Here is a 24,877-nt window from a genome sequence, read left to right on the forward strand (position 1 = left end):
GCGCAGTGTCAGTCGACAAATTCGTCACTGGACCACCGCATTCGCGAGCAAGCCCGCTCCCACATAAAGCAAATTGCGTCAGGTCCGCATATTTCCCAGTGGCGGCAACTTCGCCAGCTTCAATGCCACCAGCAACGCGCCAATCAGCAGCGCGACGATAAACCCGCCAATCCCGTTCCACCCGGCAAAGTGCCAGAAGAACCCACCCGCCGTCCCGGCAATGCTCGATCCCACGTAGTAGCAGAACAGGTACAGCGACGACGCCTGCCCCTTGGCTTTCACCGCACGGCGGCCGATCCAGCTGCTGGCGACCGAGTGGGCGCCGAAGAACCCGAAGGTGAACACCAGCATGCCCGGCACCACCAGCCACAAAGGCGTGAATAGCGTCAGGGCCATGCCGGCGAGCATCAGCACGATGGTGCCCCACAGCACGCGGCGGCGGCCGAGGCGGTCGGCCAGGGAGCCGATCTTGGCCGAGCTGTAGATGCCCGAGAGGTACACCAGCGACAGCAGGCCCACCACCGCCTGGCTCAGCTCATAGGGTGAGGCCAGCAGGCGATAGCCGATGTAGTTGAACATCGTCACGAAGGCGCCCATCAGCAGGAAGGCTTCGAGAAACAGCCACGGCAGGCCGGCGTCCTTGAAGTGCATGACAAAGCCGTCCACCAGGCTGCGCGGCTTGAGGCTGCTGGCGCGGAAGTTGCGCGATTCGGGGAGGATCTTCCAGAACACCGTGGCTGCGATCAACGCCAGAGCGCCGATGATCAGCATTGCGGTGTGCCAGCTGACAGAATCGATCAACACGCCGATGATCAGGCGCCCGCTCATGCCGCCAATCGCGTTGCCGCCGATGTACAGGCCCATGGCCAGGCCGATGTGCTGCGGGTGGATCTCTTCGCTGAGGTAGGTCATGGCCACGGCGGCCAGGCCGCTCAAGGACAGGCCCACCAGTGCGCGCATCAACAGAATGCCTTCCCAGCTCGGCATCAAGCCGCTGGCGATGGTGGCCAGCGCCGCACAGAACAACGCGGCAACCATCACCGGCTTGCGCCCCAGCCTGTCGGAGATCGGCCCGGTGATCAGCAGGCCGCAGGCGAGCATTGCCGTCGCAACGGAAAGAATCAGGCTGCTTTGCGCGGCATTGATGGAGAACTCGTGGGACAGCGCCGGCATCATCGGCTGCACGCAATACAACAAGGCAAAAGTAGCAAAGCCACCGGAGAACAGCGCCAGCACCGTGCGCATGAACATCGGCGTGCCTTTTTCGATGTACGCGTCGTTGAGCTGCGCCACCACCTCATCGAGGGCTGAGGGCGGGGTGTGTTGGGCAAGTGGAGCAACAGCAGGATTCACGGGGGACCTCGGGGAGGAAAGTCTGCCAGGACTGACAATGCAAAAAAGAATATAGCTGGCTAATGATTCTTTCCAATATATTGTTCGACCTGTTTGATAGGTTTTACGACCTAATGAGGTATGCATGGAATTACGTCACCTGCGGTACTTCATCGCCGTCGCTGAAGAACTGCACTTCGGCCGCGCCGCGCAGGTACTGGGCATCTCGCAGCCACCCCTGAGCCAGCAGATCCAGGCGCTGGAACACGAGCTGGGCGCACGCTTGTTCGAGCGCACCAATCGTCGGGTCGAGCTGAGCGAGGCAGGGCGCTTGTTCTTGCAAGAGGCACGGCTGGTGCTGGCCCAAGTCGACAAGGCGGCAGATGTGGCGCGGCGTGCGCAGTTGGGCGAGCTGGGTGAGTTGAAGATCGGCTTCACCTCGTCTGCGCCGTTCAACGCCAGCATTCCCCAGGCGATCTTTGCCTTCCGCCAGGCATTCCCGGCGGTGCATCTGAACTTGCAAGAAATGAGCAGCACCCAAGTGGCCGAGTCGCTGGTGGATGAGTCGATTCAGGTGGGGCTGATGCGGCCCTTGCCCCTGCCCGACTCACTGAACGTGATCGAGTTGATGCGCGAGCCATTAGTCGCGGTACTGAGCGCCGGCCATCCTTTGGCCCAAGGCAGCGAGCGCGGCTTGCACCTGGAGCAATTGGCCGAGGAGCCTTTTGTGTTCTTCCCGCGCAGTTACGGCAGCGGCCTGTACGCGCAATTGCTCAACCTGGCCCGCGATGCCGGGTTCAGCCCGCACTTTGCCCAAGAGGCAGGGGAAGCAATGACCATCATTGGGCTGGTGGCGGCGGGGTTGGGCGTATCGGTGCTGCCGGCGTCCTACCAGCGCATCCGCATCGATGGTGTGGTCTATCGCACCCTGCTCGACCCGCAGGCAGTGACGGCAGTGTGGCTGGTGCAACGCAAGGGCGCGCAAACACCGATGGCGAAGGGGTTTGTGGAGTTGTTGACGCGTAGGGCATCGGTGTAGGCCGGGTCACATATCAGGTAACGCAACCAGCTTAGTTATTTGCCGGGATTTTGCGCAAAATCGCTTTTTTCAGGCGAGTGGATATGGATGGCACTTCTCTATCAGCCCAAGGAGGGCAGCGTGTTGATTTGTGATTTTCGTGGCTATGAGGTTCCGGAAATCATCAAGATTCGACCCGTTATTGTGATACGCAAACACCGAACTAATAAGCTGCTCGTAACGGTGGTACCCCTGAGTACTACTGCTCCACAGCAGGTGTTGGAGCATCATTTGCAGCTTGATAGCCACCTTCACGGAGCGAACCCGATCTGCTGGGCTAAATGCGATATTGTCGCGACAGTCAGCTTGGGCCGATTAGACCGAATCAAAAGTAAAGATCGTCATGGCAAACGAACTTACAAAATCGCCGAACTTACCCATGACCAGTTTTCGGCGATAAAAGCGGCGGTGCGCAGTGCGCTTGGGTTGCGATAAAGCGGGATACGAGTGGGCGGCGTTTTGCCACTGATTGCAGGTAACCCGTTTTCAGGCATACTGCCCGAGTTCCCGAAAGGGGCTTGTGAGACTCTGAGGATCCTGGGTAACCAGCCATCGCAGAGCCAGGCAGGAAGCGGCGATGACAAGCCAACCTGTTTGTGAAGAGGGCGCCGAAAGGCGCCCTTTGTCGTTTCTGGCCTTACTGCATTCCGGCCGAGCGCAACCCCGCCAGAATATCCCGATCCAGCATGCTCACCCAACGGTTGTAGTTGCGATGGATCTTGCCGTCCTTGTAGCCCAGGTCGCGGCTGTCGCGGTAGGTGATGGCGTAGCTGTTGCGGGTGTAGCGGATGTCGATGGCGGCGTAGAACTGGCCGCGTACGGTGATCTCGGCCTGCACCAGTTGCGGGCTCAGGCGTTGCACCGTCCACTCGCGTTTTTGCAGGGCGGCGACGATCACCTGTTTCATCTTTTCTTCGCTGACCTGGCTTGTGGCCGGCAACTCGTGCTGGGTGTTGAGCACGGGTTTGCTGGTGCAGCCAGCCGTGGTCAGCAGGGCCAGGGTGATCAGGGTAGCGCGTAGCAGGGAAGACATTCCGTTTTCTCCAGTCGATTAAAAAGTCAGCTCCAGCGGCGGAAGATCAACGAGGTGTTGACGCCGCCGAAGGCAAAGTTGTTGTTCATCACGTAGTCGTTATGCATCTGGCGAAAGCCACCTTGCAGGTAGTCCAGCTCGCCGCATTGCGGGTCGACCGCGTCCAGGTTGAAGGTGTGCACGTACTGGTCGCGGTTCATCATCTCGATGCTGAACCACGATTCCAGCGCCCCGCACGCACCCAGGGTGTGCCCCAGGAAACTCTTCTGCGAACTGATCGGCATGCGGCTGCCAAACAGGCTGCTGGTGGCCAGGGTTTCGGCAATGTCGCCCTGATCGGTAGCCGTGCCGTGGCCGTTCACGTAGCCGATGGCGGACGGTTCAAGACCTGCGTCTTCCAGGGCCAGCTCCATGGCGCGGCGCATGGTTTTCTGTTCCGGGCGGGTGGTGTGCTGGCCGTCGGCGTTGCTGCCGAAGCCAACCAGCTCCGCGTGAATATGCGCGCCTCGCGCGAGTGCGTGCTCCAACTCTTCGAGCACCAACATGCCGCCACCTTCACCGATCACCAGGCCATCGCGGCCGCTGTCGTAGGGGCGCGGGCTGGTTTGCGGCGCATCGTTTTTCAGGCTGGTGGCGTACAACGCATCGAACACCATGGCTTCGGTGGGGCACAGTTCTTCCGCGCCGCCTGCGAGCATCAACGGCAGGCGCCCGAACTTGATCGCCTCATAGGCGTAGCCAATGCCCTGGCTGCCGCTGGTGCAGGCGCTGGAGGTGGGAATCAGCCGGCCCGTGAGGCCAAAGAAGATGCTGATATTCGCTGCCGTGGTGTGGGGCATCATGCGCACATAGGAGTTGGCATTGAGCCCCTCGGCCACCGAGTTGAGCAGCATATTGCCGAACGCCTTGATCTCATCGGTGCTGCCGGTGGACGAGCCACAGGCCACGCCCATCCGCCCGTCCTTGATCGACTCGTCACCCAGCAGGCCGGCGTCCTGCAAGGCCTGCTCCGCCGCCCACACGGCCAGGCGCGAGACGCGGCCCATGCTGCGCAGCTGCTTGCGCGTCCAGTGCGCGGGCACGACGAAATCGTCGATAGGGCCGGCCAGGCGCGTATTCAATTCGGTGAAACGGTCCCACTCGTCCATGCGCCGGATGCCGCTGCGGTTGGCGCGAAAGTTGGCGGCGATGGTGTCCCAGTCGCTGCCCAGGGAGGTCACGCCGGCCATGCCGGTAACGACAACGCGCTTCATCAGCACAGGCCCCCGTTCACGGCCAGCACCTGGCGCGTGATATAGCCGGCTTCGGCGGACATCAGGAAATTCACTGCGCCAGCGACTTCTTCCGGCGTGCCCATGCGTTGGGCCGGGATCATTTTCATCAGTTCTTCTACCGGCACGTTTTCATCCAGCATCGCGGTGTCGATCAGGCCCGGCGCCACGCAGTTGACGGTGATCTTGCGCTTGCCCAATTCAATGGCCAGTGCCTTGGCCGCGCCGATCAAGCCGGCTTTGGACGCGCTGTAGTTGACCTGGCCGCGGTTGCCGATCAGCCCGGACACCGAGGTGATGCACACGATACGCCCGGCGGCGCGGCGCCGAATCATCGGCATCATCACCGGGTGCAGCACGTTGTAGAACCCATCCAGGTTGGTGCGCATCACCACATCCCAATCGTCTTCCGACAGGGCAGGAAAGGCGCCGTCGCGGGTCAGGCCGGCATTGAGCACCACACCGTAATAGGCGCCATGCTGCTCCACATCGGCCTCAAGGATCTCTTTGCACGCAGCGCGATCCGCCACGTCGAACTGCAGCACCCGCGCCTTGCGCCCCAGGGCTTGGACCTCGAGCTGTACCGCGTCGGCTTCGGCACGGCCGCTGCGGCAATGCAGCACGATGTCATGGCCGGCCTGGGCCAGGCGCAGGGCAATGGCGCGGCCGATGCCACGGCTGGAGCCGGTGACCAGTACGGATTCAGTCATGGCGTTTCGTCCTTCGATTCAGCTAAATAGTTGGCCGCCTGGGGCGGTCGAAATACGTTCAAGCGTGCGCTGGCCTGGATACCGTCGCCGGTGAGGTGGCATTCGAACACACCCATGCCGTTGTCGTCTTCCAGGGAGCGCAGGCCGTGGATATGCAGCTCGGCGCCGGCCGCAAAGTGCTCCACGTTGCACTCGAACTTACGCGTGCCCAACAGGAAACCCAGCTCCACCGCCTTGCCTTGTTGGCGTGCATGGCAACCGGCATACGCGGCGACGCTTTGCGCCATCAGCTCGATGCCGACCCAGGCCGGCAGGCTGCCGTCAGCGCGGTTGAACAGGCCACCGGGCTTGACGGTGACGCGGGTGTGAATCTGCTCTTCATCGAACGACAGCACCTGGTCGATCAGGATCATGTCGCCCGCATGGGGCAGCAGTTCGGCAAGTGGCCAATCGATCATGGGGCCTCTGCGATTATCAGGCTGACATTGTTACCGCCGAAGGCAAACGAGTTGCTCATCAGGCAGGGCTTTTTCAGGGTATCGCCGCTGCGCACCCATTGCAGCGCGGGCAGCGCCGGGTCGGGGTGGCCGTCCCATACGTGGGGTGGCAGCAGGCGATGGGTCAGGCTCAGCCAGCAGAACGCGGCTTCCAGGGCCCCGGCCGCGCCGAGGGTGTGGCCGGTCATGGGCTTGGTCGATGAGCAAGCGACGCCGCCGGGAAACAGACTGGCGACGGCCAGGCTTTCCATGGCGTCGTTGTGTTGGGTTGCGGTGCCGTGCAGGTTCAGGTAGCCGATCTGCTCGGGCGAAAGTTTTGCACTGGCCAGGGCCTTGCGCATGGCCAGCACCGCGCCCTTGCCACTGGGTTCGGGCGCGGAGATATGGTGTGCGTCGCAACTGGCGCCGCTGCCCAGCAAGGCGATGGGCGCCGGCTCGCGGCTCATCAGGAACAGCACCGCCGCTTCACCGATGTTGATGCCGTTGCGGTTCACCGAAAACGGATTACAGCGCTCGGCAGACACCGCTTCCAGCGCGGTAAACCCGTTCAGCGTCAGCTTGCACAGGCTGTCCACGCCGCCGCAGATCACTGCATCGCACACCCCCAGGTCCAACAGGCGCTGGGCGCTCATCAATGCACGGGCGCTGGAGGTGCAGGCGGTGGAAATGACATAAGCCGGGCCGCTCACCTTCAACCAGTCGGCGAGGAAGTTGGCCGGGGCGCTGAGTTCCTGTTGCTGGTAGTCGTAGTCGGCGGGGAACTGCGTGTTCTGCAGGTAATGGGCAATGCCACGGCTGGCTTCGTCAATGCCCGAGGTGCTGGTGCCGAGCACAACCCCGACCCGGCCAGGGCCGTAGGTCTGGATGGCCTGACGAATCTCATCCTCGATCTGCAGCGCCGCTTCCAGCAGCAACTGGTTATTGCGGCTGCTTTGCTCAGCCAGCTCCGGGGGCAGGCTCGCCAGTTCACCCTGTACGGCGGCCACAGGCACCGCGCGCTCCGGCACCCAGCCGCTTTCGGCACGCATGCCCGAACAGTCGCCGGCAAACAGGTTGCGGCTGACTTGCGCCTGGCCACGGCCCAGGGCGCAGATTATGCCAAGGGCATTGAGGTGGGCGGTCATCGGTTCACACCCAGCGGGGTGATGCGGTAACTCAACGGCGGGTCGGCCATGTTCACGCGGAACACCTCGGAAGACTGATAAACAATCTGCCAGTGGCCCGGCAGCGTGCGCGTCAGGTCCATCGCCTGGGCAGTCGGATACAACGCCGGTACGTCACCGGGCGCGGTCAGGGCAAACAGCAGCGCGGCAAACAGCGTGCGCGCTTGTGGATTGGGCGGCAGCAAGCCGTCTGCCTGCCACTGCCCATCGAGCAGTTTTTGCCGGGCCAGGGGAATGCCCAGCGGATCCATCATCGACCAGCGAAGCGCTTGGCCTTCGCGCTGGATCACCAGCAGCCAGTCCTGGCTCTGGCCGTCCGCCAGGCGCTGCACATGCAATTGCATCGGCAAGGCCAGGGCCGGCATTTTCTCCGGCAGCGGTGCCTGGCTGGCGCAGGCGCCGAGCAGCAACAGGCAACTTATCAACAGCAGGCGCATCATGGGGCCGCATTCTCCACAGGTTTACGCGCTACGCAGTTGACCAGGGTTTCCTCGCGCTGGCCCACCGGCGGCGCCTTGCGCAGGCCCCAACGTTCCAGCAGGCCGAAGTCACTGGAACGGCTCCACCACAGATAGGGGTACGAGACATTCTGCGAGTCGAATTCAAAGCCCTGCTCGCGCAGCATCTCCAGGTACTCTTCGGCGCTTTTCTGCACATGCATCGGGTGGCGGAACAACCAGCGAATCACCCAGGTGTCGATGTAGGCTTCGGTGGATTCGGCAAACAGCAAATAGCCGCCCGGCTTGAGCACCCGATAGAACTCCTTGAGTGCGCGATGTTGCTCCACCAGATGGTGGAAGGTCTGGTGGCAGAACAGGATGTCGACACTGGCATCCGGCACGTTGAGGGTCGCGCAGTCGCTGCCGATCAGCTCGACGTCCAGCCCCAGGCGCGCAGCTTCTTCGCGGCTCAGTGCCAGGCTGTGGGGGTCGGCATCCAGGCCGATCAGGCGCGAAGGCGCAAACACCTGATGCAGCAACTGGAAGGATTTGCCCTGGCCGCAACCGGCATCCAACAACACCGGCGCTACCGGCAGCGGCTCGCTGAACAGGCTGCGCAGGTCATTGATCGCCACGCGCAACACGTGGTGCTGCCAGGTGTGGCTGCGCAGGAACCAGAAGCCGAACTTGGTTTCTTCGACGTAGTTTTGACTCAGGTAGTTTTTTTCAACGCCTGGGCTGTTCATACCGGCTCACTCGCACAAATTTCAGACAGCATCCGCAAGCGCCGCTTGGGCTCGCTGACAAACGGGTTGCGTTCATCCCAGGCGTAACCGGCCAGGATCGAGCTGATCATGCGGCGAATCTCGGCTGAGCTGCCAGGATGGAAAATCACGTCCTGGAACGTGCCCGCGTACCAGCCTTCGACGTAGCAACGGAAGGTATCGACACCGCGCTTGAGCGGTTCGGCAAACTCGGTTTGCCAGTCCACCGTTTCGCCGCTCAATTGGCGGTGCAGCACCCCTGCGGCCATGCTCGCTGAGCGCATGGCAATGGTCACGCCGGAGGAGAACACCGGGTCGAGGAATTCTGCCGCATTGCCCAGCAGCGCAAAGCCTGGGCCGTGCAGGGTTTTGACGTTGGCCGAGTAGCCGCCGATGGTGCGCGCCGGGGTGTCCCACACGGCATTTTGCAGCACGCCGGACAGGCTTGGGGTTTGCTCGATAAAGCCGCGCAGGCAGGCGTCGAGGTCGCTGCCCGCGCCCTCGAAATGCTCCTTGGCCGCGACCACGCCCACCGAGCAGCGGCCGTTACTGAACGGGATGGTCCAGAACCAGATGTCGCGCTTGGTCGGGTGAGTGGTCACCAGGATTTTGCTGCGGTCAAAGCCTGGGTGTTCGATACGGTCTTCGACGTGGGTGAACACGGCCTGGCGCAGCGGGAAATTCGACGGTGCTTCCAGGTCCAGCAGGCGTGGCAACACACGGCCATAGCCGCTGGCATCGAGCACGAACCTGGCCTTGAGGTGGTACTCGCTGCCATTCTCGCGGCGCACATGCAGGTACCGGCTCTCGGCAGAAAAATCCACGCCGACGATGGTTTGGCCATAGCGGATTTCCACGCCTTGCAACGCGGCCTGGTCGGCCAGCAACTTGTCGAACTCGCCGCGCTGCACCTGGAAGGTGGTGGGCTTGCCGTTGCTGAAGGTGTCGCTGAAATCAAAAGCACTGTAGCGCTCGCCCCAGGCGAAGGCCGCGCCGGTTTTTACCTGGAAGCCTGCCGCTTGCACCGCGTCGAGCATGCCGGCTTCTTCGATAAAATCGATGCAGTGTGACAGCAGGCTTTCGCCAATCGAGAAGCGCGGGAAATGCTCGCGCTCGATGATCAATACATCATGCCCTTTGCGCTTTAACAGCGCGGCCGCGATGGCACCGGAAGGCCCGGCACCGATCACCACCACCTGGCGACGTTCCATTTCAACTGTGGGCACGAGGGCTCCTTGCCGCATGGGCGCTAATCACATTCATAAGGCGTGTTTCTGCCGGCCGGCCCAGGGCGCCAGCATAAAGCTGAACGCCAGGCCCAGGCTGACCGACAAGCCGAAATTGCTCACGGCCGGTGTACTGGAGACCGCCAGCAGGCCGAACGACAACCAGGTCGTCAGCGCCGCCAGCAGTGTTCCCAACAGGCTGACGGCGGGGCCGCCGATCTGCTCGCGCATCAAAATCGCATAGTCGACGCTGATGGCCGTGACCAGCAACAGTCCAAACAGGCTGAACAAGGTCAACGGCTGGCCCAGCCAACCGAGGCTGGCCAGGCTGCACAGCGCGGCCAGCAGCGGCAGGGCGACGATACGCAGGGCTCCGCCAAAGCCGAAGGGCGCAATCAGCAACAGCACGATCAGCACGCACGACAGCAACTTCAATTCGGCAGCGCTGATCTGCGTGTCGGCAAACACCCGGTTCAAGTCACCCAGGCGATCCACCAGTTGCACACCGGGCAAGTCCAGCGCCTGCACCCGCAGCAGCGCCGGGTTGTTCAAGCCTTGCAGGCTGACCATGGCCGCCACGCCGCCGTCCACCGGGCCGAGCCACAGCGTGCGCCAGGGCTCGGCCAGTGGGCCTTGCAGTGCGGCGTCGATGTCTGCGGTGGGCAGAGCCTGCAACTGCGCCACTTCGGCTTGCAGGGCAGTGAGGGGCACGCCGAGGTCCAGTAGCGGTTGCCAGTGTGGCGCCAGGTTGTTCAGCGCTTCGCGCAGTTGTTGTTGTTCGTCGGGGAGGCTGACCAGTTGATTGAGCGCCAGGTAGCCCTGGAGCTTGTCCATCTGCACCAATTGATCCAAGCGTTTGCCCAGGGCGGCCTGGCGTTCCAGCAACTGTTGCTGATTGCTCGCCCGCACCAGGAAAAACTGGCTGGTGGGCTGGAACCCGGTGATGCGCGCCACGGCCTGGGCTTCGTGCAGCAACTGCGGCGGCGCACCGATCCATTGGCGGATATCGTTTTTAGTGTTCAGTTGCCACAGGCCCGCCGCGCAGAACAGCAGCACCCACACCAGCAGCACCGAACTGGGCACGCGTTTGAGCAGGGCTGTGCGTAGCTGCCATAAGCTTTGGGCGACACGCAGCGGCCATTGCGCCGGGCGCAGTTCCACGCCCTTGAGCAGCGCGGGCAACAGGCACACGGCGCACAAATAGGCACCTACAAGGCCGGCGGCGGAGAACACCGCAATTTGGGTCAGCGCCGGGAACGGCGTCCAGGCCAGCGCCAGATAACCGATAGCGCTGGTGGCCAGGCTCAGGCTCAGCCCCGGCAGGGTCAGGCGCAGTGCCGGCCAACTGCGCCACGGTTGCAGGCTCCAGCTTTTGGACAGGTAATGCAGTGGGTAATCCACCGCCACGCCGATCAGGCTGGAACCCAGTACCAGGGTCATCACATGCATATGCCCAAACAGCGCCACACACGCCACCGCGCCAAACAGCATACCCACCAGCACCGGCACGAACGCCAGCAACACCCGCCAGCGCCGGAACGCCAGCAGCAGCAACAACAGGATGCCCAGGGTGGCGCCGCCGCCGACCCAGGTCATTTCCCGCGTGGCCTGCTGTTGCCCGTTGGCCGCATACAGCAAACCGCTGGCGGCGAGCAGTTGCGCGCCGTGTGCGCCGGCTTGCTCGCGGCTGGCTTTTAGCAAGTCTGCCACCTGCAGCGGCAGCTTCATGTCGAAGGCGTTGCCGGTGGTGCGCGCCCGCAGCAGCACCCAGCTCTTGCCGTCGGCATCGGCGATCAAGGCGCCGCTGCCGATGTCCATTTGCACCGCACCGTGTTGCGGCTGGCTGTTCTGGATGCGCCCGGTGAGGCCGAGCCAATCGTCCTGGCTGGGCACCAGGCTGAAGCCGGTGAAGGGGTCGAACAGCGATTGCACGCGTTGCTGGATGAATGCGTCCGGCTGTTGGATCAGTTGCTCGCGGTCCTTGGCCGAGAGCATCGACAAGCGCCCACGCAGCAGTTGCTCGCGCAACGCTGGCAAGTCGGCTTGCAGGTTCCACTGCACCTTTTCAAACAGGCCGCTGGCCTGCCAGCGCTCACCCAGTTGCTGCGCCACAGCCACCGCTTGCTGGCGGTCGGCATGCCCCACCAGCACCAGCATTTCGCGGTTGAGCGGCTCTTGCATGCGCTGTTCGGCTTGCAGCTCCAAGGCGTCCGGCGTGCTGCCAGGCACCAGCTCCATCAGGTTGGCCGACAACGGCGCGCCATCGCGCCACTGCCAGCCGGCCAGGGCCAGCACGGCCACCAGCAGGGTCAGGAACAGGCGCGGCAGCAGGCGCTCACTGGGCAAAGTCGTGTTGCTCCGCATCGCTCAGGGGCTGGTCGGCCGTGCTGTCCTGCATGCGCAACAACGTGCTGTCGCCTTGAGTTTCCAGCAATTCAATGCTGTGCACCAGCGCGCCGCCGTCGATAGTGATCTGGGTGAACACTTGCTTGAGCAGCAGCGAGCGTGGGGTCAGCGTCAGCTTCCACTGTTGGGCCTCACCTTGCAGTTGCAGCTCGAAGTCGCGTTGCAGGCCGCTGCTGTCGCCCTGCAGTACGGCCAGGAACAAACGATTCTGTTCGGCGCCGGCACTCTTGTTTGGCAGTAGTTGCCAGCCATTGGCGTCGCGGCGGGCAATGCCTTGAGCTGTAATGCGGTAGTCCTGTTGCAGCGGAGTTTTCAACAGCCACAGCAGGCCGTGATCCTTGGCGAGCACGAAGGTGCCTTTGCTCACCAGCGGCTGGGGCAGGGCGCGCAGGTGTTTTTCCTGGGTGAAGTGGCCGTGGATGACGGAGGGTTTGCCAAGCTGATCGCTCAACTGCTGCAGGTCGAAGGCGTGGGCACTGAAGCTCAGCAACAACGCCGCCACTGTAGGAGCGAGCTTGCTCGCGAAAAACCTGAGGGCCCCACGGGCTGTCAGGTACCCAGCGTTATCGTTGGCGATCTTCGCGAGCAAGCTCGCTCCTACAGGGGGGCTCATTTCAGGGCTCTCTCTACGGCGTCGGTGAAGACTTTGGGCGAGGCCAGTTGCATCTCGCGGCTGGCGATTTGCACCGCCACTTGCACGGTGCTGGCGCGGGTCAAGCGCTCGCCGCTGGCCAGGTCGGTAATCAGGTAGTTCACCTTCAAACGGTTCTCCCATTCCACCAGGCTGGCGCGCACGTTGATCGTCTGGCCGAAGGTCGCGCCGCGCACATAACGAAGCTGCATGTCGATCACCGGCCACGCGTAGCCGGCTTCGAGCATCGCCGTGTAGTTATGGCCGATCTTGTCCAGTAACGCACAGCGCGCCACTTCCAGGTACTTCACGTAATGCCCGTGCCACACCACGTTCATGGTGTCGATGTCGAAAAACGGCACGAGGATTTCAGTGTCGCTGTGCAACACGCCGGGGCTACGCATGCAGCCTCCAGTGTTGCGCGGCGATGCGTTGCAGGCACAGGCGCAGTTCGCCTTCCAAGGCGCGGTCTTCGATGACCGGCGCAAAGTCCTGGGCCAGCTCTGCATGCATCGCGGCCAGCGCCGGTGGCAGTGGGCGGGCATCCTCGGCCTGGGCGCGCAGCCACACGCCCTGGTTGGCGGCGAGCAGGGTCGCGGCGGCGACCTGTTCGGTCAGCTCCAGCACGCGGATCGCATCGCGGGCAGCGATGGTGCCCATGCTCACCTTGTCCTGGTTGTGGCACTCGGTGGAGCGCGAGAACACGCTGGCGGGCATGGTGTTTTTCAGTGCTTCGGCGGTCCAGGCGCTGGTGCCGATCTGCACGGCCTTAAAGCCGTGGTTGATCATCGCGCGGTCAGCCGGTGCGCCTGAGAGGTTGCTCGGCAGGCCATGGTTGTAGCGCACGTCCACCAGCAGTGCGAGCTGGCGGTCGAGCAGGTCGGCCACGTTGGCGACCAGGGTCTTGAGGCTGTCCATGGCGAAGGCGATATGCCCGCCGTAGAAATGCCCGCCGTGCAGCACACGTTCTTCCTCGGCATCGATGATCGGGTTGTCGTTGGCGCTGTTCAGTTCGATCTCGATGAACGAGCGCAGCCAGTTCAGGCTGTCTGCCAATACGCCGAGCACATGGGGTGCGCAGCGCAGCGAATAGCGGTCTTGCAGGCGGTGCAGCGGTGCGGTAGGCGCGTCGATGGCCAGGTCCTTGCGCAGCCATGCGGCGACTTGCATCTGCCCAGGGTGCGGCTTGGCGGCGAACAGGCGTTCGTCGAAGTGTTCCGGGTTGCCTTGCAGCGCCACCACATTGAGGGCGGTGATGCGCGTGGCCAGTTGCAACAGGTAGTCGGCGCGGGCAAAGGCCAGGCAGGCCAGGCCGGTCATCACGGCGGTGCCGTTCATCAGTGCCAGGGCTTCCTTGGGCCGCAGTACCAGCGGTTCCCAGCCCAGTTCGCGGTGTACATCGGCCGACTGGCGGCGTTCGCCACGGAACAGCACTTCACGTTCGCCGGACAAGGTCGCAGCCACATAAGACAGCGGCGTCAGATCACCACTGGCACCCACCGAGCCTTCTTCCGGGATCAGTGGCAACACATCGTTTTCGAGGAAGGCGTGCAGGCGTTCCAGCAGCTCCACGCGAACGCCCGACACGCCATGGCACAGCGACTGCAAACGCGCCGCCAACACGGCGCGGGTGGCTTGAGCGTCAAGCAACTTGCCCAGGCCGCAACCGTGAAAGGTGTACAGGTGACGCGGCAACGCTTCGACGTGTTCCAGTGGCACCGCCACCACGCAGGAGTCGCCGTAGCCGGTGGTCACGCCGTAGATCACGCCTTCCTTGTCCAGCAGCGAGTCGAGGAACTGCGCGCCCTTGGCGATGCGCTGGCGGTACGCGGCATCGTCCTGCAGGCGAGTGGGCACCTGGCGGTTGGCCAGGGCCAGCACGTCTTCGATGCGCAGGGGGCGTTCACCAAAGGTGATGGGCTCAAGAGGCGTCGTCATCGGTCTTCCAGAAAGGGTAAAAGTTGAACCATTGTTGGGGCGCTTGCAGGCAGAACTGGCCCAGGCGTGCGGCGTAGCGGGCGGCCCACACAGCGATGACCTGCTCGCGGGTGCTGCGTTTCCATTCGATCAAATCGGCAAAGGGCTCGATAGTCAGGCGATAGCGACCCTGGTGCTTGAGGCACATCAGCAGATTGACCGGGCATTTGAGCAAGCCCGCCAGCAGCCATGGGCCTTGGGGGAACGCCGCCGTATGGCCGAGGAAATCCACCCGCACTGTGCGCCCGCCGTGCAACGGGATGCGGTCGCCGGCAATCGCCAGCCACTCGCCATCGTCCAGGCGCTGGCTGAGCAGCAGCATGGTGGCCGGGTCCAGTTCGCTGACCTGGATCAGGCGCAAATGGGTCGCGCCGGCCTCGCCCAGCAGGCGGTTGAAACGCTCGGCGTGCTTGGTGTGCACCAGTACATTCATGGTGACCTGTTCACCAATCTCCGCCAGGGCGCGGCACACTTCCAGGTTGCCCAAGTGCGCACCCACCAGCATCTGCCCGCGCTCGCCACGCAGTTGGCTGCGCAACTGCGCCGGGTCGTTGATCTCGATTTGCTCCAGGCGCAGCTTGCCGTTCCACACGTCGAGCTTGTCCAGCAGCGAGTCGGCGAAGGCCATGAACTGGGCAAAGACGGTGCGGTGGCTCGGCAGCAAGTCATCGCGCCCGCTCCACTGCGCCAGGCGCTGCTGGTATTGCCAGGCGCTGTGGCGCGCGGTGCGGCCGAACAGAAAGAAGTAAAACACGATGCTGTAGAGCAACGGGCTCAACAGTCGACGGCCGAGGACTTTGACCGCGACCGCAGTGAATTTCATCAGCCAGAAGCTGCCGCGTTCCTCGCGGTCGGCCCAATGCTTGGTGCTGTCGTTCATGCTTGCCACCGTCGCCACAGGATCATCGGCGCGCGCACCAGCATGCCGAAGAACAACCGCGTGTGCATGGCGCTGATGCGCAGGTTGTCGCGCAACAAGCGAAAGTGCGACAGGCCATCGGCGGGGTAATGCACCTGGGTGGGCAGCCAGCGCATAGGCTGGTTGCGCCAGGCCAGGCGCACCAGGATGTCCGAGTCGAAATCCATGCGCGTGCCGATGTAGGCCGAGTCCATCAGCGCTAGGGTCGGCGCCAGCGGGTATACGCGAAAGCCGCACATCGAGTCGCGAATCTCAAGCGACAGGGTGTTGATCCACACCCACACGTGGGTCAGGTAACGTGCGTACAGGCGGCCCTTGGGCACGCTGTCGTCGTATTCGGGGTAGCCGCAGATGACGGCGTCGGGGTGCTGGCGTGAGGTGTGGATAAAGGTCTCGACTTCGCGCAGGTCGTGCTGGCCATCGGCGTCCACTTGCAGGGCGTGGGTATAGCCCAGGCGTGCTGCCTCGCGGAAACCGGCCATCACGGCACCGCCCTTGCCCTGGTTGCTGGGCAGGGTCAGCAGGGTGACGTTGTCCAACGTCGCCAGGTGTGCCAGCACTGCTGCGCAGGCGGGGCTGCTGCCATCGTCGACCAAGAGGCAGGGCAGGCCGCTTTTCAGCACACTGTGGACCACGGCTGGCACGGCGGCTTCGTGGTTGTACACCGGGATTAAAGCGCAGGGGTTATGCATGATGGGGGGCACCTGATACACCGGGCCGCCTGCATCGCAGGCAAGCCAGCTCCCACATTGGACTTGCTGTGCACACAAGATTGTTGGCCGACACCGAACCAGTGTGGGAGCGGGCTTGCCCGCGATTGAGCACGAAGTGCTCACCCGGCTTATGCATGCGCGGCCTCCAGCACTATCCGCCCACTTGAGCAGGCAGCAACCCCATTGCGATAGGCGAAGTACAGCTTGCTACGCTCCCGATCAAAGCGCAGGTGCAGTTCGATCTGATCGCCGGGGCGCACCAGTTGCTGGAACTTGAGCACTTCCATGCCGGCGAACCGGGTTGGCAGTTCAAGCAGTTGTTGGCCCAGGTTGAACGCCCATTCCACCTGCACCACCCCCGGCAAAACCGGGGTGGCCGGGAAGTGCCCGCTGAAATAGGCCAGGTCCGGTGGGATGCTCAGTTGCAAGGTCCATTCACCTTCGGTTTCGACTTGCGCCAACACCTCCGGGCTTTTGGGGCGAGGTGCCAGCAACAAGGCTTCGATATCGGCCTGGGGCAGCTTGCCCTGGCTGTTCAGCGGCAATTGGCGAAGCACACGCCAGCGGCGCGGCAGGGCCAGGGCTTCGCAATGTTGGCTCAAGTGCTGGCGCAGGGTTTGGGTGAGGGTGCGGCGCCCCTGGTTGCGCAGGGCATGCAGCCCCGCGTCGCTGAGCACCACCACGGCGCCCAGGGACGCACGGTTTTCCTGCACCACGCCCAGGCGGGTGTCGGCCACCCATTCATGGGCGATCAGCGCCTGTTCCAGCATCGGCAGGGAGATACGTTTTTCTTCCAGCTTGACGATACGGTCCAGGCGGCCCAGCAGTTCAAACCGGCCATCGGCATGGATGCGTGCGGCGTCGGCGGTTTGTTCGATATGCCCTGCGGGCAGGTATGGCGAGGCGATGCGCAGTGCTCCTTCAGCATCCTGGCTCAGTTGCACATCGGCAAACGGCTGCCAGGGTTGCGCGCCCTGACGCCAGGCGATACCGCCGGTTTCCGAGCTGCCGAGGATTTCTGTGGGCCATTGCTGCAAGCGGTCGTAGAGGCTGCCGGCCGCATCAACCGGCAACGCGCCACCGGAGGAAAATACCCGTGCCACCTGGCTCAGTGCCGGCCAGTCGAGGTTGTCGCCCATGCGCTTGAGCAGTGCGGGGCTGGCCACCCAGGCAAACTGTGGGTGCTCACGGCTGGCGCGCTGCATGTCTTCAGGGAACGCCAGTTGCTTGCGCACAAAGGTGCGGCCGGCGCACAGCGGCCACAACACGCGAAACAGCAAGCCGTAGATATGCTGGGTAGCGACGCTGCCGATGATGCAGGCGCCTTTGAGGTCTGCGCCCCACAGCGCTTCCAGGGCCTGCACTTCGTTGGCCAGTTGGCGCAGTGTTTTGTCGATGCGCTTGGGCTCGCCGCTGGAACCGGAGGTGCACAGGCTCAGTTGGCAGCTGTCCAGGTCGAGGGCGGCGGCGCTCAAGGGTGCTTGATACAGCGCGTCCAGATCGCTGGCGTCCACCAGCCAAGCATCCACGGCAGCGGCCCAGCGTTGGCGCGTCTGGGGTTGCAGGTCGGCGGGCAGCAGCACGCTCGCACCGGCCCGCCAGGCGCCCAGCAGCGCAATCGCCAGCAGCCCGGCGTCTTCCAGGTGCACGGCCAGGCGCCGGATGCCCCGGGCCTGCAAGCCTGCGGCGAGGCTCAAGGAGCGCTCGCACAGTTGCGCGTGATTCATGGCGGGCTCGGTGGTCACCCCGCGATCTTGCAGTGGCTCAAGCAGCAAGTGCTCAAGTTTCAACCCTTTCATACGCGGCCTCGAACCCTTTGTCGTACCAGCCATTCCACGGCAAACAACAGGCCCATCAAGCCGTAGGCGATCAGGCCGTTGTACAACGTCCACCAGCTCAGCGGCGCCCACAAAGTGAGCGCGGCGGCGAGCAGGCCATTACAGAGAAAAAACACACTCCACACCAGGGTGACCTGGCGGGTATACACCACCGCGTGGGGCGGCAGGTGCGGGTCGGTCATGCGCGCCAGGCGCTCGACCATCGGCGGGCCGTATTTCAGGCTCAGGCCAAACAACGCCAGCATGAACCCGCTGACCAGGCTCGGGTACCAGCGCAGCCACTGCGGGTTATCGAACCAGGCCAGCGCCAGGCAAAACACGATCACCACCACCGCCATCCAACGGCTGCCCGGGCGCTGCGCAGCGGTGAGCGCGCGCAACAGCCACAGGCTGCCCAGCAATAAGCCAAACTGCCACGGTGCAAAGTGCTCGGTGCCGTAATACACCGCGAAGGGGTACAGCAGCCCCGCCAATAACAGGCCAAGGCCGATCAGCCGGCTCATGCGGCGGGCTGGACCAGACGGTACACCGCCTCTACCACGTCGTTCACCGTGCGCACTGCCTTGAATTCCTCTGCGGCGATCTTCTTGCCGGTCTGGCGCTTGATGTGGTCGATCAGGTCCACGGCGTCGATGCTGTCGATTTCCAGGTCCTGGTACAGGTTGGCGTCCAAGGTGACGCGTTCCGGGGGCAGTTCAAACAGTTCCACCAAGGCGTCGCGCAGGGTGTTGAAAATATCGTCACGAGTTTGCATGGTACGGTCTCAAGCTGCCTGTCGGGCCGTGACGAACGCCGCAAGGCTGGCCACGTTGGTGAAGTGATTGCGGGTGTCCTTGGCGTCGGCATCAATTTTGATGCCGTAGGTTTTCTGGATCGCCAGGCCCAATTCCAGGGCATCGACCGAGTCCAGGCCCAGGCCTTCGCCAAACAGGGTCTGGTCGCTGCCAATATCCTCGGCGCTGATGTCTTCCAGGCCCAGGGCCTCGATGATCAGCAGCTTTATGTCGTGCTCAAGGCGGTGTTGGTCGCTCATCTTCGGCGAGCTCCTTAATGAAATAGTGATGCAGGTGATCGTTGAGCTTGCGTGAAGCCTGGGGCGCGGCGCCGAGCGCGGCGAACGCCTGTGGTTCTATATCGGCGCCCACGCGCAAACTGAAGTGAAATCGACGGTGGGGGATGCGATACCAGGGTTCGGCCTTGGTCAAGGTGGTGGGGCTGACCTTGATCACCACTGGCGTGATGATTGTCGCACCGCGCAGCGCAATGGCTGCACCGCCGCGATGAAAGGCCGGCGCCGCGCCGGGCGTGGTGCGGGTGCCTTCGGGAAAGATGATCAGCGTTTGGCCGGCGCGCAGGGCGTCGGCTGCGGCATCGAGCATGTCGGCGCTGCCGTCGTTGCTGATGTAGCCGGCATCGCGCACCGGGCTGCGGGTGAACGGGTTCCGGAACAGGCTCTGCTTGACCACGCAGTTGGTCTGGCGCATCAGGCCGATCAGGAACACCACGTCGATCAGCGACGGGTGGTTGGCGACGATCATCTGGCCAGGGCGGCCAAGCTTTTCGGCACCCTCGACGCTGTAGGTGAGAATGCCCAGGCCCTTCATCAAGCGAATAAAAAACCAGAACAGGCAACTGATGGTGTGGCGTGCGCGCCGTTGATGCTGGCTGGCATCGCCCGGCAGGCAACTGAGCAGCGGAAACACCAGCAAACGCAGGCACAGCCCGCCGATGCCAAACAGGCAAAAGCTGAGGGCCGTGGCGAACAGGCGCCAGTAATAGGCCTGCCGTGGCTTGTGGGTCAGGGCTTGCGTTGCCAGTTCCATACTCGGTTCTTCCAGGCATGTTGGCAGGCGCCCTGATCGGTCAGCAGGGTGCGCAGCAGGTTCAGGGCGTGGGGCCACTGGGTTTGAGTGAGTTGGACAGTGCCAGTGGTGAGTTCCAGTTGCCACTCGTCGCCCGGCGTGAGCAACAGGCCGAGGGCGTAGGGGAAGGGCACATCCGTGATCCAGCTGGCATAGGCTTGGGGCGGCTGTTCTTCGGTGATCACCAGCAACACGGCGGGGGCGCCTTCGTTGAGCAACGCGGCGGCTTCGAGCAGGCCGTGTTCGAGGCCATCGCCGGCGGCGGCGAGGGCGGTCATCTCGCTGGTTTCATTGCGCAGGATCGACCACAGGCCGATCACCGCGTTATGCACCGACAGGCTGAACTGAGTGGGCGACAGCGGCTGCTCGTTGGCCAGGTCGCTGAGGATGTCCAGGGTGCGCGGGGTTTCGCCGTGGCGGGAAATGAACACCAGCGGCAGGTCTTCCAGGCCCTCGGCCAGCGGCCAGCCGACGCTGAACGCCATGCGCGCCAGCCGGCTCAAGCGGCGGCGCTGCATCGCTGGCAAAAATGACACATCGGGGGACGCTTCGCTGGCAGGCGGCAACACCGGGTCCCGGCACCAGGCGTGCCAGTCGTCCGCACTCTCAAGGCCAGGAGCCCAGGCGCGCCATTGGGCGATGTTGAAGTTGATCACTGAGAAGTTATCCCGCCCCTGCGGGCTTCCATGTGCGGCCAGTGGCCCCGGATGCCGGGACAGGGAGCAATGGCCGAATGGCGCGCATTATCCCGGTGCCGTGGGGTTCTAGCAAATAGTGGTGAAAATTTGTTCACTATTGATCACAAATTAAGTTGGAAGAACTTACAGATTGTTGGTCATGGCTGATCGACCGTGGAATAGGCGCACTCCTATTTGTTTGTTAGCCAGATGCGGCGCCCGGATGAACGAGGTAGCTAATGGGCGCTTTTGCGCTCTACACTCGGGCATTCATTGATACACGGAGGTTTTTCCATGCGGCGCGTGGTGTTCAATCAAAAAGGCGGTGTGGGCAAGTCCAGCATCGCCTGCAACCTGGCGGCGGTCAGCGCCAGCGAAGGTTATCGAACCCTGTTGGTGGACCTCGATGCACAGGCCAACTCCACCCAGTACCTCACCGGGCTGACGGGTGACGACATCCCTATGGGGATCGCGGATTTTTTCAAGCAAACTTTGTCTACGGGGCCGTTTTCGAAGAAGAACAGGGTGGATATCTACGAAACGCCCTTCGACAACCTGCATGTGATCACCGCCACCCCGGAACTGGCTGACCTGCAGCCCAAGCTTGAGGCCAAGCACAAGATCAACAAGCTGCGAAAGCTGCTGGATGAATTGAGCGAGGATTACGACCGGATTTACCTGGATACGCCGCCAGCGCTGAATTTTTATGCGGTTTCGGCGCTGATTGCGGCTGACCGGGTGCTGATCCCTTTCGATTGCGACAGCTTTTCGCGCCAGGCTTTGTATGGCCTGCTGGCTGAGATCGAAGAGTTGAAGGATGACCATAACGAAGGCTTGGAAGTGGAAGGTATTGTGGTCAACCAGTTCCAGGCTCGTGCAAGTTTGCCGCAGCAGATTCTCGATGAGTTGATTGCCGAAGGGTTGCCGGTATTGCCGGTGTACCTGGCCAGCTCGGTGCGTATGCGTGAGTCGCACCAGGAGAGTAAGCCGCTGATTCATCTGGATCCGCGGCATAAGCTGACGCAGCAGTTTGTGGAGCTGCATAACTTGCTGGAAAACGCCTGACCTCGAACACTGTGGGGGCCGGGCTTGCCCGTGACAGCCGACGCTGATCTAGCTGAGGCACCGCGATCCAAATGTGGGAGCTGGCTTGCCTGCGAAGACGGCCCAACAGCCGACACCTATCTCCCTCACACCCCGCGGTCAAACTGTGCGGGCTTGCTCGCGAAGGCGGCCTGGGATTCAACACAGCTGGATTGTGTACATATCCATTGCTGCGGTAACGGCCGCTTAGGGTTCCGCTCTGACAGCGGGTCACTTTTGGAAAAGAGCCCCAAAAGTAACCAAAAGGGCTCTTGCCCCACCACTCGGCACCTCGCTTAGGCTCGGTGTGCCCGTAATCCGCCAGTGATTTGGGGGGTCGCCGCCACGCGCCATCCATGGCGCGGGGCGGCTAAACCGGCATCCCTGCCGGTTTACCCCCCAAATCCCTGTCGAATTCCGGCCAGCGTGGTTTAACGGGGCGCCTGAGATCAAAAGCAAGCTCAAGAGCGACTCGCTTCGCATCGTGTTGTGGGGGCTGCATTTCGGCAGGTGAGTTGGATTTGTCCCACAGGGTCTGTAGGACGGGTCTGGCAATTGGGCTTGTGCCTTGTAACCTTGCCTACAGCTACGCCAGAATCCGCCGGCTTGTGCGTCTGGATGGGCGTCTCTAAGGTTTGCCGGTCGCTGAATGTTCAGTGATCGGGTTTAGTAGCCCACTCAGACGAAAGCATGTGCACCGCTCCCAAAGCATGGCGTTTCTTGCCTATCTGATGGTGGCTGTGCGCAGGGCGCCTTAGGGTGCGCCGGGTTTTGCTTTCGTTCTACCGGTCTACTAACCTGCGTACAGCCACCGCCCCTTGTTTAGTAGCAAGCAGGCGATGGCCCCAGCAGAGAACGAAAATATGAATTTATTCACCGTTTCACCCAACCTCCCCACCGAAACCCTCGTGCTCAACAGCTACGAAACCTTCTCTTCGGTGCGCACCTTGCTGCTCAACCTGTCCAACGACCTCACCGGCGAACACCGCGACGTAGCGCTGGCCATCCACCAGTTAAGCGAACTGGGCGTCATGCTGGTCAGCCAGATGATGGACCGCGAAGCCCCGCTGACCTAAAGCTGAAATGCATTCAATGTGGGAGCTGGCTTGCCTGCGATGGCATCGCCTCGGTGTATCAGACAGGCCGAGTCGCCCGCATCGCAGGCAAGCCAGCTCCCACAGTCTGGATTGCATTTCGGCAGGTGAGTTGGATTTGTCCCACAGGGTCTGTAGGACGGGTCTGGCAATTGGGCTTGTGCCTTGTAACCTTGCCTACAGCTACGCCAGAATCCGCCGGCTTGTGCGTCTGGATGGGCGTCACTAAGGTTTACCGGTCGCTGAATGTTCAGTGATCGGGTTTAGTAGCCCGACCGACCAAAGCATGTGCACCTGCTCCAAAAGCATGGCGTTATCGCCTATCTGATGGTGGCTGTGCGCAGGGCACCTTCGGGTGCGCCGGTCTTTGCTTTGTTCCCCGGTCTACTAACCTGCGTACAGCTGCCACCCTTCGTTTAGTAGCGAAACGGTAGTGGCCCTATCAGGGAACAAATGCATGTCTATCCGTCTTTTCAATGTTTCACCCAACCTCCCCACCGAAACCCTCGTGCTCAACAGCTACGAAACCTTTTCCTCGGTGCGCACCTTGCTGCTCAACCTGTCCAACGACCTCACCGGCGAACACCGCGACGTAGCGCTGGCCATCCACCAGTTAAGCGAACTGGGCGTCATGCTGGTCAGCCAGATGATGGACCGTGAAGCCCCGCTGACCTAAAGGTAAAGCGCGATCCAAATGTGGGAGCGGGCTTGTTCGCGAATGCGCCGTGCCAGTCGCCGTACAAGCTGACTGACCCACCCCTTTCGCGAGCAAGCCCGCTCCCACATGTGGCCTGTGTTGTTTTGTAGATCCAGTTATACCCCCTGGCTACGCAACCAACTCATCAACTGCGGCAACGGGAATGCCCCGCTCTGGCGCGCCACTTCGCGGCCGTTCTTGAACAGGATCAAACTGGGAATCGAGCGAATCCCCAACTGAGCCGACAGTTGCTGGTTAGCCTCGCTGTCCAGCTTCGCCAGCCGGCACTTGCCTTCCAACTGCCCGGCGGCTTGTTCGAATACCGGCGCAAACGACTTGCACGGCCCGCACCAGTCGGCCCACACATCGACCAAAAGCGGCAGGTCGCCCTTGATCTGGCTGGCATAGTCGCCCTGTTTCAAATCAAAGGGTTTGTTCAGCAACACCGGCTGCTTGCAACGCCCGCACTTGGGCGCGTCACCCAGGCGTTCGCCGGGGATGCGGTTGAGGCCGTTGCAATGTGGGCAGGGGATTACAAGAGGTTCGGACATCGGGGGCTCCTGGGTTTGGCCAGTTGGGTATTTGGTGTCGAGACAGAGGTTTATCAAGGATATAGATACTTATCCGCTCACATTTTCGTCCTCGCCAGCGTGAACGGTGTGGCTAGGCTTTTTGTTGTGCGCCACCGGTCTGTTTGCGGCTATAGCAAATTGCGATAGTTCGAATTCAGGTTTAACCTCCATAGCAAGATGCGATAAGGACGTTGCATGCGAGTCATCAGTGAAAGCAGGATCTGGGAAGCAAAGGGAAAATGGCCGCGCTCGGCAACGGCTTTGGATCAGTGGTATCGCGTGATCAAGCGCAACGCCCCCAAGGACTTCGCTGCGATGAAAGCCATGTTTCCCGCCACGGACAAGGTGGGTGAATTTCATGTGTTTGATATTGGCGGTAACAAGCTGAGGTTGATTGCGTCGGTGCAGTATCGAATGCAGCGCGTTTATATCAAGCACCTGCTTGAACATCGCGATTATGAGAAGGGCAAATGGAAGGAAAAAATCAGATGAGCGCACTTATACACGTTGCGGCAGAGCACTGGCCGTTCGTTTCGCCTGTGCTGCGCAAGCCGGAAAGCGAGGCAGACTACGACGCACTGGTATGCGGTTTGGATGAGCTATTGAGCCTGGTGGGTGAAGACGAGGACAGCCCGCTGATGAGCCTGGTCGACATTCTGAGCGACTGGATCGAAGCTTATGATCGTGAGCATCGCCCAATGCCCGTCGCCAGCGGGGTCGATGTGCTGCGCTACATGATGCGCGAGCACAACCTCACCCAGAGTGACCTTCCTGGCGTTGGGGCGCAATCAGTTGTCTCGGAGATACTGAGCGGAAAACGCCAGCTCAACGTGCGCCAGATTCGTTGGCTGGCCGAGCGTTTCGGGGTGTCGGTGGAGACCTTTATCTAAGAGG

29 protein-coding genes are annotated in these 24,877 nt (G+C 62.4%); 7 read left to right on the top strand and 22 right to left on the bottom strand.

Features of this window, described 5'->3' with window-relative positions; genetic code table 11:
* Positions 1-78: 78 nt before the first annotated feature.
* Positions 79-1,296, bottom strand: coding sequence for an MFS transporter (locus tag ACWHXD_RS02045; protein ID WP_414478932.1), 1,218 nt, complete (start codon positions 1,294-1,296; stop codon positions 79-81).
* 181 nt (positions 1,297-1,477) lie between these two features.
* On the opposite strand from ACWHXD_RS02045, the gene ACWHXD_RS02050 reads away from it, so the two are divergent.
* Positions 1,478-2,371, top strand: coding sequence for a LysR family transcriptional regulator (locus ACWHXD_RS02050; RefSeq protein ID WP_032893938.1), 894 nt, complete (start codon positions 1,478-1,480; stop codon positions 2,369-2,371).
* An 87-nt stretch (positions 2,372-2,458) separates the two neighbouring features.
* A complete protein-coding gene (locus ACWHXD_RS02055; RefSeq protein ID WP_032893936.1) occupies positions 2,459-2,845 on the top strand; it encodes a type II toxin-antitoxin system PemK/MazF family toxin in 387 nt (128 codons plus the stop codon).
* A gap of 202 nt (positions 2,846-3,047) precedes the next feature.
* Here ACWHXD_RS02055 and ACWHXD_RS02060 read toward each other — a convergent pair whose 3' ends face one another.
* From ACWHXD_RS02060 to ACWHXD_RS02155, 20 genes are all read right to left on the bottom strand, one after another.
* Complete coding sequence (locus tag ACWHXD_RS02060) at positions 3,048-3,443, bottom strand: hypothetical protein (protein WP_032893934.1); 396 nt, start codon at positions 3,441-3,443, stop codon at positions 3,048-3,050.
* Between the two features lie 26 nt (positions 3,444-3,469).
* Positions 3,470-4,696, bottom strand: coding sequence for a beta-ketoacyl-ACP synthase (locus tag ACWHXD_RS02065; protein ID WP_032893933.1), 1,227 nt, complete (start codon positions 4,694-4,696; stop codon positions 3,470-3,472).
* Positions 4,696-5,424, bottom strand: a complete 729-nt coding sequence (fabG, locus tag ACWHXD_RS02070) for a 3-oxoacyl-ACP reductase FabG (RefSeq protein ID WP_032893932.1) — start codon at positions 5,422-5,424, stop codon at positions 4,696-4,698. Before fabG ends, ACWHXD_RS02065 begins: the two co-directional genes overlap by 1 nt.
* On the bottom strand, positions 5,421-5,882 hold the full coding sequence (locus ACWHXD_RS02075; protein ID WP_044270738.1) for a hotdog family protein: 462 nt from the start codon (positions 5,880-5,882) through the stop codon (positions 5,421-5,423). Before ACWHXD_RS02075 ends, fabG begins: the two co-directional genes overlap by 4 nt.
* The gene (locus tag ACWHXD_RS02080) at positions 5,879-7,045 is read right to left on the bottom strand and encodes a beta-ketoacyl-[acyl-carrier-protein] synthase family protein (RefSeq protein WP_098949770.1); all 1,167 of its coding nucleotides are present in this window, start codon (positions 7,043-7,045) and stop codon (positions 5,879-5,881) included. Before ACWHXD_RS02080 ends, ACWHXD_RS02075 begins: the two co-directional genes overlap by 4 nt.
* Positions 7,042-7,524 (bottom strand): hypothetical protein, encoded by a 483-nt coding sequence (locus ACWHXD_RS02085; protein WP_138761714.1) that lies wholly within the window; start codon positions 7,522-7,524, stop codon positions 7,042-7,044. The genes ACWHXD_RS02080 and ACWHXD_RS02085 overlap by 4 nt, the downstream gene beginning before the upstream one ends.
* The gene (locus tag ACWHXD_RS02090) at positions 7,521-8,270 is read right to left on the bottom strand and encodes a class I SAM-dependent methyltransferase (RefSeq protein WP_138761713.1); all 750 of its coding nucleotides are present in this window, start codon (positions 8,268-8,270) and stop codon (positions 7,521-7,523) included. Before ACWHXD_RS02090 ends, ACWHXD_RS02085 begins: the two co-directional genes overlap by 4 nt.
* Positions 8,267-9,514 (bottom strand): NAD(P)/FAD-dependent oxidoreductase, encoded by a 1,248-nt coding sequence (locus ACWHXD_RS02095; RefSeq protein ID WP_044270746.1) that lies wholly within the window; start codon positions 9,512-9,514, stop codon positions 8,267-8,269. Before ACWHXD_RS02095 ends, ACWHXD_RS02090 begins: the two co-directional genes overlap by 4 nt.
* Positions 9,515-9,547: 33 nt before the next feature.
* Positions 9,548-11,878, bottom strand: coding sequence for an MMPL family transporter (locus tag ACWHXD_RS02100; RefSeq protein ID WP_032893925.1), 2,331 nt, complete (start codon positions 11,876-11,878; stop codon positions 9,548-9,550).
* Complete coding sequence (locus ACWHXD_RS02105) at positions 11,850-12,533, bottom strand: outer membrane lipoprotein carrier protein LolA (RefSeq protein ID WP_138761712.1); 684 nt, start codon at positions 12,531-12,533, stop codon at positions 11,850-11,852. The genes ACWHXD_RS02100 and ACWHXD_RS02105 overlap by 29 nt, the downstream gene beginning before the upstream one ends.
* The gene (locus ACWHXD_RS02110) at positions 12,530-12,955 is read right to left on the bottom strand and encodes an acyl-CoA thioesterase (protein ID WP_054896218.1); all 426 of its coding nucleotides are present in this window, start codon (positions 12,953-12,955) and stop codon (positions 12,530-12,532) included. The genes ACWHXD_RS02105 and ACWHXD_RS02110 overlap by 4 nt, the downstream gene beginning before the upstream one ends.
* Entirely contained in the window at positions 12,948-14,489 is a 1,542-nt protein-coding gene (locus ACWHXD_RS02115; RefSeq protein WP_138761711.1) for an HAL/PAL/TAL family ammonia-lyase, read from the bottom strand. Before ACWHXD_RS02115 ends, ACWHXD_RS02110 begins: the two co-directional genes overlap by 8 nt.
* Positions 14,473-15,408 (bottom strand): lysophospholipid acyltransferase family protein, encoded by a 936-nt coding sequence (locus ACWHXD_RS02120; protein ID WP_138761710.1) that lies wholly within the window; start codon positions 15,406-15,408, stop codon positions 14,473-14,475. The genes ACWHXD_RS02115 and ACWHXD_RS02120 overlap by 17 nt, the downstream gene beginning before the upstream one ends.
* Complete coding sequence (locus tag ACWHXD_RS02125) at positions 15,405-16,139, bottom strand: glycosyltransferase family 2 protein (protein ID WP_138761709.1); 735 nt, start codon at positions 16,137-16,139, stop codon at positions 15,405-15,407. The genes ACWHXD_RS02120 and ACWHXD_RS02125 overlap by 4 nt, the downstream gene beginning before the upstream one ends.
* Positions 16,140-16,288: 149 nt before the next feature.
* The gene (locus ACWHXD_RS02130; protein WP_138761708.1) at positions 16,289-17,959 is read right to left on the bottom strand and encodes an acyl-CoA synthetase family protein; all 1,671 of its coding nucleotides are present in this window, start codon (positions 17,957-17,959) and stop codon (positions 16,289-16,291) included.
* A complete protein-coding gene (locus tag ACWHXD_RS02135) occupies positions 17,956-18,501 on the bottom strand; it encodes a COG4648 family protein (RefSeq protein ID WP_032893920.1) in 546 nt (181 codons plus the stop codon). The genes ACWHXD_RS02130 and ACWHXD_RS02135 overlap by 4 nt, the downstream gene beginning before the upstream one ends.
* Positions 18,498-18,752, bottom strand: a complete 255-nt coding sequence (locus ACWHXD_RS02140; protein ID WP_003187949.1) for an acyl carrier protein — start codon at positions 18,750-18,752, stop codon at positions 18,498-18,500. Before ACWHXD_RS02140 ends, ACWHXD_RS02135 begins: the two co-directional genes overlap by 4 nt.
* A 9-nt stretch (positions 18,753-18,761) precedes the next feature.
* A complete protein-coding gene (locus tag ACWHXD_RS02145) occupies positions 18,762-19,031 on the bottom strand; it encodes a phosphopantetheine-binding protein (RefSeq protein ID WP_032893919.1) in 270 nt (89 codons plus the stop codon).
* On the bottom strand, positions 19,009-19,821 hold the full coding sequence (locus tag ACWHXD_RS02150; RefSeq protein WP_032893918.1) for a lysophospholipid acyltransferase family protein: 813 nt from the start codon (positions 19,819-19,821) through the stop codon (positions 19,009-19,011). Before ACWHXD_RS02150 ends, ACWHXD_RS02145 begins: the two co-directional genes overlap by 23 nt.
* Positions 19,797-20,516 carry a beta-ketoacyl synthase chain length factor gene (locus ACWHXD_RS02155; protein WP_032893917.1) on the bottom strand — a complete coding sequence of 240 codons (720 nt, stop codon included), beginning with the start codon at positions 20,514-20,516 and terminating at the stop codon, positions 19,797-19,799. Before ACWHXD_RS02155 ends, ACWHXD_RS02150 begins: the two co-directional genes overlap by 25 nt.
* A gap of 315 nt (positions 20,517-20,831) precedes the next feature.
* On the opposite strand from ACWHXD_RS02155, the gene ACWHXD_RS02160 reads away from it, so the two are divergent.
* The 3 genes from ACWHXD_RS02160 to ACWHXD_RS02170 all read left to right on the top strand — a co-directional run bounded on the left by ACWHXD_RS02160 (position 20,832) and on the right by ACWHXD_RS02170 (position 23,390).
* Positions 20,832-21,602 carry a ParA family protein gene (locus tag ACWHXD_RS02160; protein ID WP_003187956.1) on the top strand — a complete coding sequence of 257 codons (771 nt, stop codon included), beginning with the start codon at positions 20,832-20,834 and terminating at the stop codon, positions 21,600-21,602.
* 881 nt (positions 21,603-22,483) lie between these two features.
* Positions 22,484-22,696, top strand: coding sequence for a DUF6124 family protein (locus tag ACWHXD_RS02165; protein WP_032893916.1), 213 nt, complete (start codon positions 22,484-22,486; stop codon positions 22,694-22,696).
* 475 nt (positions 22,697-23,171) lie between these two features.
* Positions 23,172-23,390: a DUF6124 family protein gene (locus ACWHXD_RS02170; RefSeq protein WP_014716607.1), complete on the top strand. Its 219-nt coding sequence runs from the start codon at positions 23,172-23,174 to the stop codon at positions 23,388-23,390.
* 137 nt (positions 23,391-23,527) lie between these two features.
* On the opposite strand, the gene trxC is transcribed toward ACWHXD_RS02170, so the two are convergent.
* On the bottom strand, positions 23,528-23,962 hold the full coding sequence (trxC, locus tag ACWHXD_RS02175; protein WP_032893915.1) for a thioredoxin TrxC: 435 nt from the start codon (positions 23,960-23,962) through the stop codon (positions 23,528-23,530).
* Between the two features lie 216 nt (positions 23,963-24,178).
* Here trxC and ACWHXD_RS02180 point away from each other — a divergent pair, with 216 nt between their 5' ends.
* A complete protein-coding gene (locus tag ACWHXD_RS02180) occupies positions 24,179-24,475 on the top strand; it encodes a type II toxin-antitoxin system HigB family toxin (RefSeq protein ID WP_138761706.1) in 297 nt (98 codons plus the stop codon).
* Positions 24,472-24,873 (top strand): helix-turn-helix domain-containing protein, encoded by a 402-nt coding sequence (locus ACWHXD_RS02185; RefSeq protein WP_078466506.1) that lies wholly within the window; start codon positions 24,472-24,474, stop codon positions 24,871-24,873. Before ACWHXD_RS02180 ends, ACWHXD_RS02185 begins: the two co-directional genes overlap by 4 nt.
* Positions 24,874-24,877: the final 4 nt, after the last annotated feature.

This window comes from Pseudomonas fjordensis (assembly GCF_976987115.1).

Coding starts and splice junctions, on each gene's coding strand:
- ACWHXD_RS02080 (WP_098949770.1), bottom strand. CDS start 7,045: ATGACCGCCCACCTCAATGCCCTTGGCATAATCTGCGCCCTGGGCCGT.
- ACWHXD_RS02130 (WP_138761708.1), bottom strand. CDS start 17,959: ATGAAAGGGTTGAAACTTGAGCACTTGCTGCTTGAGCCACTGCAAGAT.
- ACWHXD_RS02115 (WP_138761711.1), bottom strand. CDS start 14,489: ATGACGACGCCTCTTGAGCCCATCACCTTTGGTGAACGCCCCCTGCGC.
- ACWHXD_RS02055 (WP_032893936.1), top strand. CDS start 2,459: ATGGCACTTCTCTATCAGCCCAAGGAGGGCAGCGTGTTGATTTGTGAT.
- trxC (WP_032893915.1), bottom strand. CDS start 23,962: ATGTCCGAACCTCTTGTAATCCCCTGCCCACATTGCAACGGCCTCAAC.
- ACWHXD_RS02185 (WP_078466506.1), top strand. CDS start 24,472: ATGAGCGCACTTATACACGTTGCGGCAGAGCACTGGCCGTTCGTTTCG.
- ACWHXD_RS02075 (WP_044270738.1), bottom strand. CDS start 5,882: ATGATCGATTGGCCACTTGCCGAACTGCTGCCCCATGCGGGCGACATG.
- fabG (WP_032893932.1), bottom strand. CDS start 5,424: ATGACTGAATCCGTACTGGTCACCGGCTCCAGCCGTGGCATCGGCCGC.
- ACWHXD_RS02150 (WP_032893918.1), bottom strand. CDS start 19,821: ATGGAACTGGCAACGCAAGCCCTGACCCACAAGCCACGGCAGGCCTAT.
- ACWHXD_RS02090 (WP_138761713.1), bottom strand. CDS start 8,270: ATGAACAGCCCAGGCGTTGAAAAAAACTACCTGAGTCAAAACTACGTC.
- ACWHXD_RS02100 (WP_032893925.1), bottom strand. CDS start 11,878: ATGCGGAGCAACACGACTTTGCCCAGTGAGCGCCTGCTGCCGCGCCTG.
- ACWHXD_RS02060 (WP_032893934.1), bottom strand. CDS start 3,443: ATGTCTTCCCTGCTACGCGCTACCCTGATCACCCTGGCCCTGCTGACC.
- ACWHXD_RS02140 (WP_003187949.1), bottom strand. CDS start 18,752: ATGCAAACTCGTGACGATATTTTCAACACCCTGCGCGACGCCTTGGTG.
- ACWHXD_RS02105 (WP_138761712.1), bottom strand. CDS start 12,533: ATGAGCCCCCCTGTAGGAGCGAGCTTGCTCGCGAAGATCGCCAACGAT.
- ACWHXD_RS02160 (WP_003187956.1), top strand. CDS start 20,832: ATGCGGCGCGTGGTGTTCAATCAAAAAGGCGGTGTGGGCAAGTCCAGC.
- ACWHXD_RS02120 (WP_138761710.1), bottom strand. CDS start 15,408: ATGAACGACAGCACCAAGCATTGGGCCGACCGCGAGGAACGCGGCAGC.
- ACWHXD_RS02110 (WP_054896218.1), bottom strand. CDS start 12,955: ATGCGTAGCCCCGGCGTGTTGCACAGCGACACTGAAATCCTCGTGCCG.
- ACWHXD_RS02145 (WP_032893919.1), bottom strand. CDS start 19,031: ATGAGCGACCAACACCGCCTTGAGCACGACATAAAGCTGCTGATCATC.
- ACWHXD_RS02170 (WP_014716607.1), top strand. CDS start 23,172: ATGTCTATCCGTCTTTTCAATGTTTCACCCAACCTCCCCACCGAAACC.
- ACWHXD_RS02180 (WP_138761706.1), top strand. CDS start 24,179: ATGCGAGTCATCAGTGAAAGCAGGATCTGGGAAGCAAAGGGAAAATGG.
- ACWHXD_RS02125 (WP_138761709.1), bottom strand. CDS start 16,139: ATGCATAACCCCTGCGCTTTAATCCCGGTGTACAACCACGAAGCCGCC.
- ACWHXD_RS02065 (WP_032893933.1), bottom strand. CDS start 4,696: ATGAAGCGCGTTGTCGTTACCGGCATGGCCGGCGTGACCTCCCTGGGC.
- ACWHXD_RS02135 (WP_032893920.1), bottom strand. CDS start 18,501: ATGAGCCGGCTGATCGGCCTTGGCCTGTTATTGGCGGGGCTGCTGTAC.
- ACWHXD_RS02050 (WP_032893938.1), top strand. CDS start 1,478: ATGGAATTACGTCACCTGCGGTACTTCATCGCCGTCGCTGAAGAACTG.
- ACWHXD_RS02085 (WP_138761714.1), bottom strand. CDS start 7,524: ATGATGCGCCTGCTGTTGATAAGTTGCCTGTTGCTGCTCGGCGCCTGC.
- ACWHXD_RS02165 (WP_032893916.1), top strand. CDS start 22,484: ATGAATTTATTCACCGTTTCACCCAACCTCCCCACCGAAACCCTCGTG.